Origin of the sequence: Salsuginibacillus kocurii DSM 18087 (assembly GCF_000377705.1) — a bacterium.
Taxonomy (GTDB): domain Bacteria; phylum Bacillota; class Bacilli; order Bacillales; family Marinococcaceae; genus Salsuginibacillus; species Salsuginibacillus kocurii.
Genome location: NZ_KB898624.1, coordinates 239,438 through 252,258, shown reverse-complemented (window position 1 = coordinate 252,258; position 12,821 = coordinate 239,438). Strand labels below are relative to the sequence as shown.

Sequence of the window (12,821 nt, the reverse complement as noted above, 5' to 3'; positions counted from 1 at the left end):
TTGCATTTGTTATAGAGGAATAAGGTAAAGGAGAGTGACTGTAAATGAGAGAAGTTGTAATAGCAAGTGCAGCGCGTACACCGATTGGCAACTTTGGGGGGAGCTTGTCTTCCCTGTCTGCTGTTGATCTCGGTGTAAGCGCTTCAAAAGCGGCGGTTGAACGAGCAGGGATTGAAGCTGAAGAAATTAATGAAGTAATTGTAGGAAATATTCTATCTGCAGGACTGGGCCAAAATGTAGCCCGACAAGTAGCTCTTCAGTCTGGGCTTCCTGATTCCACGCCGGCCATAGCCATCAATAAGCTGTGCGGCTCAGGCCTTCGTAGTGTCAGCATGGCTGCCCAATTTATCGCGTTAGGTGATGCAGATGTCATACTAGCCGGCGGTACAGAAAGTATGAGCAATGCCCCTTATGTTGTACCTAATGCCCGCTGGGGAGCGCGCATGGGCGACAGTAAAATGGTTGACACGATGTTAAAAGATGGACTGATGGATGCGTTTAGTGACGTTCATATGGGAATTACTGCAGAAAATATTGCAGAACGCTGGGGATTTAGCCGTGACGACCAGGATGAATTTGCCCTGCGCAGCCAACAACGGGCGGAACAAGCACAAAAGGAAGGGCGATTTGAGGAGGAGATTGTTCCTGTAACCATTCCTAAGCGAAAAGGAGAAGATGTCATCGTTTCAGACGATGAGTTCCCGAAACATGGTTTAACCATTGATCAATTAGAACGAATGAAACCTGCTTTTAAAAAAGAAGGCTCAGTGACCGCCGGAAATGCTTCCGGGATTAACGACGGAGCTGCGATGCTTGTCGTTATGGCTAAAGAAAAAGCTGAAGAATTAGGGGTAGAACCACTGGCCACGATCCGCTCCTACGGCAATGCCGCGATAGATCCTCAAATTATGGGTTACGGACCAGTTCCGGCTACAAAACAAGCACTTGAAAGAGCCAAGTTGTCGGTAGAGGAGCTGGATTTAATTGAAGCAAATGAAGCATTTGCCGCTCAGTCTCTCGCTGTCGTAAAAGATTTGCAGTTACCTGAAGATAAAGTGAATCAGTACGGCGGTGCCATAGCGTTGGGGCATCCAATTGGTGCTTCAGGGGCGCGTGTATTAACTACACTTCTCTATGGATTAAAGCGCGAACAAAAACAAACCGGACTGGCAACATTATGTATCGGAGGCGGCCAAGGTACAGCGTTAATCGTAGAAAACCATCACCGCTAAAGCCTGTTATAACCCTGTAGAAGCTGGTTGAGACCAGCTTCTTTTTATTCAGGGGACGGCTCTTTATAAAGTGAGAGGCATAAAGATGACATTGTAGTTGCCGATTACTAATTAAGCACTTAAATCAATTCGTTGTTAACGCTTTCTTTGTTTTTTGCTATAATCTTTATCATTAGAAGTAGCTAAGGAGGGGTGGCATGGACGCTAGAGAGCTAGTGAACAAGAACGAACACACCCTGAACGTGAGTAGTACGATTAAAGAAGCGGCCGCTTTTTTTTATAACCAACCATCCAAACGTGTAATTGTGCTAAAAGGAAATAAAGAAGTGGCCGGGATATTAACACAACAGCATCTATTAACCGCCATGAGCAACGGGACGCTCCCAACTGAACCCATTTCTACGTTGAAATTGGAACGCCCTGTTCTTACCTCATTAACTGCGCCGCTTGACGGACTACTTTTTGATAAAGAAGTTTATCCAGTGGTTAATGACGACGGGGCCTTTGTCGGAACCATTAAACCGGAACAGCTTCTGGAGGCTTATGTGAAAGAGGGTTCGGTATGGCAGGAATGGGCAGAAGCAAGTGGATTAGCGATACTACTATTTGATGAATCAGATCATTTGTTCGCATATACGTCGTCGGCTGGGTGGCTGGTAGAAGCTACTGAGGCGAAAGCGCAAATTAAGTCTGCTTACCGGGCGTATTTTGCTGAAGCATTTCAACAAGTCCGTCCTGTATTCCTCCCTGAACAGGAGGAAGAGTGGAGCTTGCAAGTTATTACTCTTTCTTCTGGAAGGAAAGGAGTCTTCGTTCAGCGTAAGCAACCTTTACTAGAGGCAGAAGAAGCCTCAACTAAAACAGAAACGTTAGAAACCATATTTGAAACGTTATATGACGGTATTGTGATGACCGACAGTAGAGGTTATGTAACTATGATCAGCAATGAATATGCCGATTTTTTAAACAAACGAGTCGAAAACATGGTCGGCAAACATTGTACAGAAGTGATTGAAAACTCTCGAATGCATATTGTCGCTGAAACCGGAGAACCGGAAATTGCCGACCTGCAAAAAATTCATGGAGACTATATGATTGCCACCCGGGTTCCGATCCGAAAGAATGGCGTAATTATAGGTGCTGCCGGAAAAGTGTTATTTAAAAATGTAAAAGGCTTTAACGCGCTGCATAAACGAATTCATAAAATGGAAACAGAACTAAAGCGCTACCGAGGTGAAATTGAAGAACAAAACCAAGCAAGTTACCGCTTTGAAGATATAATCGGAGAGAGTACCGCCTTGCAACAGACAAAACAAATGGCTAAAAAAGCAGCGAAGACAGAGTCCAATTTATTGCTGTTGGGAGAGAGTGGGACAGGGAAAGAATTATTTGCCCATGCCATTCATTTAGATAGTCCACGTTCGTTAGGTTCATTTGTGAAAGTCAATTGTGCTGCCATACCTGCTGATCTGCTAGAAGCTGAATTATTCGGTTATGTGGAAGGTGCCTTTACTGGAGCAAAAAAAGGTGGGAAAACGGGAAAGTTTGAAGCCGCAGACGGAGGAACCATATTTTTAGACGAAATCGGGGACTTACCGCTTCATATGCAAGTGAAGTTTTTGCGTGTGTTACAGGAACGAGAGGTTGAAAAAATCGGATCTTCTTCTTCCCAGAAAATTGATGTACGAATTGTTGCTGCCACGAATCGACATCTAGAACAAATGGTGGAGGATGGAGATTTTCGTCTCGATTTATATTACCGATTACATGTCGTGCCTATTCAAATTCCGCCGTTACGAGATCGTCAAGAAGACATTTCGTTTCTGTTAAACTATTTTATCACCAAGGTTTCAGCACGCTTGGCCAAAACCATCAAGGGTATCGATGATAAAGTGAAACGTTATTTGCTCAATTATAACTGGCCGGGGAATATACGGGAACTAGAAAATGTAATTGAACGTGCGATTAATATGGTTGATGAACATGGAACCATCCAAACTCATCATTTACCTGAAAAAATTGTAGGGAAAACTCCCGAGCATCCGACTCAGTCTGAAGTTCTGCCACTTTCTCTTACCGTTCAACGGGCGGAAAACGAAGCGATTAAACAAGCGATGGAAGTGGCCAAAGGAAATAAATCCAAAACGGCTCAACTCTTAAACATCAGCCGAACTTCATTATATGAAAAACTAGCTAACCAAAATAAGAAATGAACAGCCCTAATAAGGCCGGCTCATAGGTACCAGCGGAATTTTATAAATGAATTGTACGCTTAGATTTACAACTAAACATGTTTGGATAAAATTGTACACTTATCTGAACAAAGATAACAATGGCACTTCGATAATTGTACATAATCTGAACAAAAATAAAATCTATGATAGAAAAATTCAATAGTTTTTCTTTAAAAAGCCTGTGTTCAGGCTTTTTTTCTTTGCTTTCATGCTGAGAAATGTTGGCACAGACTTTGCAATTATAGTATTGCAACCGCTTACAATATCTTGTCTATGAAAGGAATGTGAATGATGTCAAAAGTTATGTCAGCAAGAGCAGCCATCGCAAACATCTCAGATGGTGCCACAGTTGCTACCGGAGGATTTGTTGGAAATGGGCATCCGGAAGCTTTATCCAGAGCGTTAGAAGAACGTTTTCTAGAAGAAAAGAAACCAGTAGATTTAACCCTTGTCTATGCAGCGGGTCAAGGGGATGGCAAAAACCGAGGTTTAAATCATTTAGGGTATGAAGGTCTTATAAAACGAGTGATAGGTGGACACTGGGGTCTGGCTCCGAGCCTGCAACAATTAGCGATCGAAAATAAAATTGAAGCTTATAACTTACCGCAAGGGGTAATCACCCATTTATTTCGTGATATTGCAGCTGGCAAGCCAGGCACGATGACACACGTCGGTTTAAAAACGTTCGTCGATCCTGAAGTTGATGGAGGGAAATTAAATACTAAAACAACAGAAGACCTGGTTGAAAAACTAACAATTAACGGCCAGACGTGTTTGTTTTATAAGCGCTTTCCCGTTCATGTGGCTATGATTCGCGGCACGTTTGCCGATGAAAACGGCAATGCGACGTTAGAAAAAGAAGCAGGAACGCTTGAAGTTCTCTCCATTGCTCAAGCAGTGCGCAATTCGGGTGGATATGTCATTTTGCAAGTGGAAGATATTGTGGAAGCGAACACACTTGACCCCCGCATGGTCAAAATTCCCGGTATTTATGTAGATGCAATTGTGCAATCAGAACCGGAAGAACATATGCAGACGTTTGGCGAACAGTACAATCCCGCCTACGCTGGAGAACTTAAACGGTCCCTCTCCTCGTTAAAAACACTGCCTTTGGATGAACGGAAAGTTATTGCGCGCCGCTCTGCGCAAGAATTGATTCCAAATGCGATTACCAATCTAGGTATTGGCGTCCCTGAAGGCGTTGCAATGGTAGCAACGGAAGAAGGAGTGGGTAGAGACCTGCGGCTGACGCTAGAATCCGGTCCGATAGGCGGTGTTCCCGCTGGAGGTTTAAGCTTTGGTGCTTCTACGAATCCAGATGCGATTATAGATCAACCGTATCAATTCGACTATTACGACGGTGGCGGTCTGGACCTAGCTTATTTGGGTCTGGCCCAGCTCGATCAATACGGCAATGTGAATGTGAGTAAATTTGGGCCAAAAATTGCTGGAGCCGGCGGTTTTATTAACATCAGCCAAAACGCTCAAAAAGTGATATTCTGCGGCACTTTTACCGCAAGTGGGTTAAAAGTCGAAATCAAAGAGGGCAAGATCAGCATTTTAGAAGAAGGTAAGGTTAAGAAGTTTGTAAGCGAGGTCGAGCACATTACCTTTAGCGGCACTTATGCTAATGAGGTCGGCCAGCCTGTCTTGTACGTTACTGAACGCGCAGTGTTTAAACTTGGCGAAAAGGGATTAACATTAATTGAAATTGCTCCCGGTATTGACCTTGAAAAAGATATTCTTGCCCAGATGGATTTCAAGCCGGTTATAAGCAACGAACTAAAAGAAATGGACGTAACTATTTTCACAGACTCATTGATGGGACTTAACCCTGCGAGCCCAGCTTAACTAAAGAGGAGGCCACATCATGTTTGGGATATTCTTAGGACTTGCGCTACTTATGTTTTTAGCTTACCGCGGTTGGTCTATCATCTGGGTTGCTCCTATTACGGCAGGAGTAGTAGCACTTACTGGAGGACTAAATTTACTAGAAGCGTATCGTGATACGTATATGGCAGGGTTTGTGGATTTTGCAGGGGATTGGTTTCCGGTATTTATGTTAGGGGCCATCTTTGGAAAGTTAATGGAAGACACAGGTATGGCTCGTTCAGTTGCTGAAGCCATTACAAAAGTGATAGGCACAAAACGAGCGATTTTAGGAGTGTTAACATCTGCCGCTGTTTTAACATACGGCGGGGTGAGTTTGTTTGTCGTAGTATTTGCGGTCTATCCGCTAGCATTAGCGTTGTTCCGTGAAGCTGATATATCTAGACGGCTCCTGCCAGCTACCATTGCACTTGGGGCTTTCACGTTTACGATGACTGCCATTCCAGGCACACCCCAAATTCAAAACCTGATCCCAATGGAAGCTTATCAGACCAATGCAGCTGCAGCCCCGGTGATGGGAATTTCTGCTGCCCTCGTTATGGCTGTAGGTGGATATTATTATTTACGGTGGCGGGAAGGAAAATTGCGAACGAATGGTGAACGTTTCACAGAACCAAAAGATAAAAATGAAATGAATGAAGAAGGGCGCGTACCTCATTGGATTCTATCTCTTCTTCCGCTTGTGATCGTCATTTTTACGTTAAATGTATTAAATTGGGATATTATAGTGGCGTTAATCTCAGGTATCATCTTGATCATGCTTCTTAATTTATCCATGATTAAATCATTCACAAAGGCAATGAATGCTGGAGCAAGCGGATCGGTGATTGCTATTGTGAACACGAGCGCAGCCGTCGGTTTTGGGGCTGTCGTTCAAGCTGTACCGGGCTTTGAACGGTTAACAGCCTTAGTATTAAACATTCAAGGCGGCCCGCTCGTCTCTCAAGCTGCTGCAGTTAATGTGCTTGCAGGTGCTACCGGCTCCGCATCAGGCGGAATGAGTATTGCGCTGGATGCGCTAGGTGAGCAATATTATCAACTTGCCTTAGAAACAGGCATTCCACCTGAAGCATTTCACCGTGTAGCTTCAATTGCTTCAGGAGGCTTGGATGCGCTGCCTCATAACGGTGCTGTGCTGACCTTGTTAGCTGTTACGGGCATGACCCACAAAGAAGCATATAAAGATATATTTGTAGTAGCGGTGTTCATACCCGTTCTATCCGTTATTGTAGCGATCCTCATTAATCTCACCGGCCTCGTATAAAAAAAGAGAGCATAAATCCATGTTACAACGTCAGTGCTGTACTGATTACTTGAAGTAAACTTATACAAGTAGAAGGAGCGATACGTATGCGATTAAAAAATAAAACAGCTGTAATAACTGGTGGCGCACGTGGAATTGGGAAAGCAACTGCAGAAAAGTTTGCCGCTGAAGGAGCTAACGTGATCCTTGTTGATTTAAAAGACGAGGAAGTAAAAGATACAGCAAGGGGAATTGCTACAGACGGTGTCCAGGTGATGGGGAAAGCGTTAGATGTCACCAATAAAGCGGACGTAGAGCATTTTTTCACCACTTTACAAGAAGAAATGGGCATGATTGATATTTTAGTAAATAACGCAGGTATCACGGCGGATGCCCAACTGTTAAAAATGTCTGAAGAAGAGTGGGACCAGGTTATTAACGTCAATTTAAAAGGAGTTTTCCTTGTGTCTCAAGCCGCTGGCCAGATTATGAAAGAACAAAAGCAAGGAGTGATCTTAAACGCATCTTCGGTTGTCGGACAGTTCGGCAATTTTGGCCAAACCAACTACGCAGCGACAAAATTTGGTGTCAACGGTATGACCAAAACGTGGGCGAAAGAATTGGGGAAATTCAATATACGGGTTAACTCTGTTGCACCTGGTTTCATTCTTACCCCTATGACTGAAGCAATGCCAGATAAAGTTTTAGATATGATGAGAGAGAAATCCGTCTTAAACGAGCTTGGGCGACCAGAAGATATTGCAAATGCTTATACATTTTTAGCATCAGATGAAGCTCGTTTCATCACCGGAACGGTTCTAAGCGTTGATGGGGGTGTCGTTATATGAGTTAGTTTGAAGGGGGTTCTAACAGGGAAAACGTATAACACATAGGTGAGCTCGTTTTTCGGATTTGCGAAAAACGAGCTTCACTTTTCTTTTTCCCTTTATTAAAAGGAATTAAAGCAGCCCTCGTCGAACAATCTATAAAAGCGAATGTTACGTGAAGGAGGAGATGTTGGTGGCTTTTAGCAACCCGTCTCAAGAAGACATTAAAAAAATCTTAACCAATGCCAAGCGTATAGCTGTAGTTGGTCTATCGGACGACCCGGGGCGAACCTCTTATCAAGTGAGCCGAGAAATGCAAAAAGCAGGCTATGAGATCATTCCAGTAAACCCTAAAGTAAACGAAGTTTTAGGAGTAGAGGCTCTTTCTTCTTTAAAAGAACTAAAGGGGCATGTTGATATTGTCAATGTTTTTCGCCGTAGTGAGCATTTACCTGAAGTGGCGGAGGAAGCCGCTCAAATTGATGCGGATGTGTTTTGGGCTCAGCTCGACCTTAGGAATGAGGAGGCAGCTCAAACTGCAACAAACGCCGGAATGACTGTTATTATGGACCGTTGCATCAAAGTAGAGCATGCCATCTTGACATAAGCATGAAGGTCGTCAGGGCTGACTCAGAAACGGGTTGGCCCTGCTTTTCTTTCGCTGTTTTTAACAGATAAATGGTGGAACCGGTTTACATATTCTTCGAAAGAAATGCAAAATAAGGTTGTCGCACTTAAAATAGCAAGGCATAATATGAACAGTAACTTAACATACAAAAATAGAAACACATGTTCCTTCATGAAAGAATGTGTTATGTTAGTAGTGGAACGTATACGCCGAGAAAGGGGAACAAATACGTGTGTGCAAAAATCAATGCTGATTATTCAGATGATGCCATTCAGGTGCTTGAAGGCCTTGAAGCCGTGCGAAAGCGCCCAGGAATGTATATAGGAAGCACAGATAATCGTGGACTTCACCATCTTGTGTTTGAAATCGTAGATAATGCCGTAGATGAAGCGCTTGCCGGCTACGGTACAACTATAGATGTTACCCTAAACAAAGACGGAAGTGTCTCCGTTACCGATTGGGGAAGGGGGATGCCGGTAGGTACGCACCAAACTGGAAAGCCGACGCCGGAAGTTATTATGACCGTCCTTCATGCAGGCGGGAAGTTTGGCCAAGGAGGATATTCTACAAGTGGAGGACTGCATGGTGTAGGGGCTTCCGTTGTAAATGCCCTTTCCGAATGGCTTGTCGTCGACATCCACCGGGATGGGCACAGATACAAGCAGTATTTTGAAAATGGTGGGAAACCGGCAACAACGCTCTTAAAAGAAGGAACTTCCAAGCGTTCCGGTACAACCATTTCATTTAAACCAGATGAGCAAATATTCAGCGTTACGTCATTTTCTTATGAAACGCTGGCTGAGCGCCTGAGGGAAGCAGCTTTCCTACTGCAGGGAGTAGCGATTACCTTAACGGACCTCCGCCCTGAAAAGAAAGAACAGGAAACGTTTCAGTTTGATACAGGCATTCAAGCCTTTGTCGAATATGTAAATGAAGATAAAGAACAGCTTCATTCTGTTGTCCATTTTGCCGGGAAGCAGACAGATATTGAAGCTGAAGTGGCCTTTCAGTTTAATGACGGCTACACTGAGAACATTCTTTCGTTTGTGAACAATGTCCGCACCAAAGACGGGGGAACGCATGAGATTGGTACAAAAACCGCTTTGACACGCGTCATTAATGAATATGCCCGCAAGATGAACTTGCTTAAAGATAAAGATAAAAACCTTGAAGGCTCTGATATCCGCGAAGGCTTTACTGCTGTTATATCTATCCGCGTGCCAGAAGCAAAACTGCAGTTTGAAGGGCAGACAAAGGGGAAGCTAGGTACTCCTGAAGCAAGGTCAGCTCTTGATACCATTGTTTCAGAGAAATTAACGTATTACTTAGAAGAAAATCCTGATACAGCTTCGATGCTAATTAAAAAGTCGATCAAAGCCCAGCAAGCTCGTGAAGCAGCCCGCAAAGCACGGGAAGAAGCGCGAAATGGCAAAAAGAAAGGCAAAAAAGATGCGCTCTTAAGCGGAAAATTAACCCCTGCCCAGTCGAAAAAAACGGACCAAAATGAACTGTATCTCGTCGAAGGGGATTCAGCCGGAGGTTCTGCCAAGCAGGGAAGAGACCGAAAATTCCAAGCTGTTCTGCCATTGCGCGGAAAAGTGATTAATACGGAAAAGGCAAAGCTTGATGATATTATGAAAAACGAAGAGATTCGCACGATCATTTACGCGCTTGGGGCAGGCGTTGGCACAGATTTTACGATGGAAGACAGCAATTACAATAAAGTCATTATTATGACCGATGCTGATACGGACGGCGCTCATATTCAAGTTTTGCTGTTAACCTTCTTTTACCGGTATATGCTTCCTTTGATAGAAGCAGGGAAAGTCTTCATTGCGTTGCCTCCGCTTTATAAAGTAAGCAAAGGGAGCGGGGCGAAAGAAAAAGTCGTCTATGCCTGGAATGAAGATGAGTTGAATGATGCTATTAAACAAGTCGGCAAAGGCTATGCCATCCAACGTTACAAAGGGTTAGGTGAAATGGATGCGACCCAGCTGTGGGAGACGACAATGAACCCTGAAACGAGAACGCTGATCCGGGTAACAATGGAGGATATTGCCCGCGCAGATAAACGTGTATCCACCTTGATGGGTGATAAAGTTGAACCGCGGAGAAAATGGATTGAATCACATGTGGCATTTGGCTTAGAAGAAGAAACCAATATCTTAGAAAATGAACACCTGCATGTCACTGAGGAGGATCTATCGTGAACGAAGCTGAAACGTACCTTGATTTGCCATTAGAAGATGTACTAGGCGACCGCTTTGGCAGATACAGTAAATATATTATTCAAGAACGGGCGCTGCCAGATGCAAGAGATGGTCTCAAGCCGGTGCAGCGCCGTATTCTTTATGCAATGAGGCAAGACGGAAATACAGCCGACAAACCGTTTCGAAAAGCTGCCAAAACAGTTGGTAATGTGATTGGTAACTATCACCCGCACGGTGATTCTTCGGTTTATGAAGCACTTGTGCGGATGAGCCAGAATTGGAAATCAAAAAACATGCTGATTGAAATGCACGGCAATAACGGCTCGATTGATGGCGATCCCCCGGCTGCTATGCGTTATACAGAAGCAAGGCTCAGCCCAATAGCCACAGAGATGCTAAGAGAAATTGATAAAGAAACGGTTGAATTCATTCCCAATTTTGATGACACACAAGAAGAACCGGTTGTCCTTCCTTCACGGTTTCCAAATTTGCTTGTTAATGGTTCTACCGGTATTTCTTCCGGTTATGCTACAGACATTCCGCCGCATAATCTGGCAGAAGTAATCGATGCTGTCATCATGCGGATGGATAAACCAACGTGCAGTGTTGCTGATATTATGACTGTTTTAACAGGTCCTGATTTTCCTGGAGGCGGTTCGATCCAAGGAATGGACGGGATTCAAAAAGCCTATGAAACAGGGAAAGGGAAAGCTGTATTACGGGGAACAGCAGCAATTGAAGATGTGCGCAGCGGGCGCCAGCAAATCGTAATTACCGAAATTCCGTACGATGTAAACAAAGCAACCTTAGTCAAGAAAATGGATGAGATCCGCTTTGACAAAAAAATCGACGGCATTGCGGAAGTTCGGGATGACACTGATCGCACCGGCTTGCGGATTGTAATTGAATTAAAAAAAGAAGCAGACGCTCAAAGCATATTGAACTATATGTACAAAAACACAGACCTGCAGCTTACATACAATTTTAATATGGTAGCGATTGCTAATAAGACTCCGTCTCTTTTAACTTTACCACAGCTGTTGGATGCTTATATTGCGCACCAAAAAGAAGTTGTAACTGCAAGGTCTACCCACGATTTAACAAAAGCACAAAAACGACTTCATATTGTCGAAGGCCTTATGCATGCCGTGTCGGTATTGGATGAAGTAATTGAAGAAATTCGAGCATCAAAAGATAAAGCAGATGCGAAACGGAATATTCAAGCACGGTTTACATTTACAGAGGAACAAGCTGAAGCTATTGTAAACCTTCAGCTATACCGTTTAACAAATACAGACGTACAAACACTTGCTCAAGAAAAATCTGAGTTAGAACAAAATATTAAGAAGCTTGAAGAAGTTTTGGGTAGTGAAAAGAAATTAGCACAGGTCATTAAAAAAGAGCTGAAAGCTATTAGTAAAACCTATGGCGAAGAGCGCCGTACGAAAATTCAAGAGAATGTAGAAGAATTAAAAATTGATATGGAGGCCATGATTCCTTCAGAAGATGTAATTATAACCATCAGCAAAGATGGGTACGTCAAACGAACAAGTCTGCGTTCTTATAACGCTTCAAATGAAGACCCTCCAGGTATGAAAGAAAGCGATCAGCTGCTGGCTTTTTATGAAGGCAATACGACAGAAAGCATTCTTTTATTTACATCTGGAGGTCACTATGTGTACTTGCCAGTCTATGAACTACCCGATATTCGTTGGAAAGACAACGGCCAGCACCTTGGCAACCTGGTGACGCTGGAGGCCAACGAAAAGTTGATCCAAGCGTTATATGTCAAGGAATTCTCTGAAAGCAGTTATTTGACCTTCTTTACAAAAAATGGATTGATCAAACGTACAAAACTGTCTGATTATCAACCGCAGCGCTATTCAAAATCTCTAGTGGGCATAAAGTTGAAAAATGAAGATGAATTAATACGAGTCGAGGAAACAAATGGTGCGGCAGAGCTCCTTATGGCTACTAAAAAAGGTTATGTCGTCCGCTTTTCTGAAGAAGAAGTAAATGAAACGAGTCAACGCACAGCAGGAGTAAAAGGAATTAATCTGAAAGAAGATGAAGTCATTGGCGCGGCAGCACTGCCATTGTTGCAAAACGATTCGAGTCTCTTATTTGCTGTGACACAGCGCGGATCAGCGAAAACGATGCCGCTCTCTGAAATACCGTCTACAGGCCGGGCGAAGAGAGGACAGGTCGTGTTGCGGGCATTAAAATCTAAACCGCACGAATTAGTATATTTCACCCTTATTTCAAGAGGGCATGAAAGCTACATGTTACAAACGAACAAAGAGGAAACAGTACTCGTAAATACGGCATCGATGAAACCAAGCGACAGATTTACAAATGGATCATTTGTACTTGATTCAAAAAAAGTTGGTGAGGTTACACGAGTGACAAAACAAATTAACTGGAAGCCGAATGAAAATACATGAAGAAGAAGTTGACCATATAAATATTATGTAAACTATAAATTGTTTCATACGATAGATGAAGCTGAAGCGGCATGCTTGAGTGGACTCTATCGTTTTTTTGTGAAAAACAGCGA

The 12,821-nt window shown here is 43.4% G+C and carries 8 protein-coding genes; all 8 read left to right on the top strand.

The window, feature by feature from the left end; translation table 11 throughout:
* Window positions 1–44: 44 nt before the first annotated feature.
* A complete protein-coding gene (locus D469_RS0105515) occupies window positions 45–1,232 on the top strand; it encodes an acetyl-CoA C-acetyltransferase (RefSeq protein WP_018922378.1) in 1,188 nt (395 codons plus the stop codon).
* A gap of 197 nt (window positions 1,233–1,429) precedes the next feature.
* Complete coding sequence (locus D469_RS0105510; RefSeq protein WP_018922377.1) at window positions 1,430–3,445, top strand: sigma 54-interacting transcriptional regulator; 2,016 nt, start codon at window positions 1,430–1,432, stop codon at window positions 3,443–3,445.
* Window positions 3,446–3,757: 312 nt separating this feature from the next.
* Window positions 3,758–5,317: an acyl CoA:acetate/3-ketoacid CoA transferase gene (locus D469_RS0105505; protein ID WP_018922376.1), complete on the top strand. Its 1,560-nt coding sequence runs from the start codon at window positions 3,758–3,760 to the stop codon at window positions 5,315–5,317.
* Between the two features lie 19 nt (window positions 5,318–5,336).
* Entirely contained in the window at window positions 5,337–6,620 is a 1,284-nt protein-coding gene (locus D469_RS0105500; protein ID WP_018922375.1) for a GntP family permease, read from the top strand.
* An 86-nt stretch (window positions 6,621–6,706) separates the two neighbouring features.
* The gene (gene fabG, locus D469_RS0105495; RefSeq protein ID WP_018922374.1) at window positions 6,707–7,447 is read left to right on the top strand and encodes a 3-oxoacyl-[acyl-carrier-protein] reductase; all 741 of its coding nucleotides are present in this window, start codon (window positions 6,707–6,709) and stop codon (window positions 7,445–7,447) included.
* A 172-nt stretch (window positions 7,448–7,619) separates the two neighbouring features.
* The gene (locus D469_RS0105490) at window positions 7,620–8,033 is read left to right on the top strand and encodes a CoA-binding protein (protein WP_018922373.1); all 414 of its coding nucleotides are present in this window, start codon (window positions 7,620–7,622) and stop codon (window positions 8,031–8,033) included.
* 251 nt (window positions 8,034–8,284) lie between these two features.
* Window positions 8,285–10,264: a DNA topoisomerase IV subunit B gene (gene parE, locus D469_RS0105485; protein ID WP_018922372.1), complete on the top strand. Its 1,980-nt coding sequence runs from the start codon at window positions 8,285–8,287 to the stop codon at window positions 10,262–10,264.
* Window positions 10,261–12,708, top strand: coding sequence for a DNA topoisomerase IV subunit A (parC, locus tag D469_RS0105480; protein WP_018922371.1), 2,448 nt, complete (start codon window positions 10,261–10,263; stop codon window positions 12,706–12,708). Before parE ends, parC begins: the two co-directional genes overlap by 4 nt.
* Window positions 12,709–12,821: the final 113 nt, after the last annotated feature.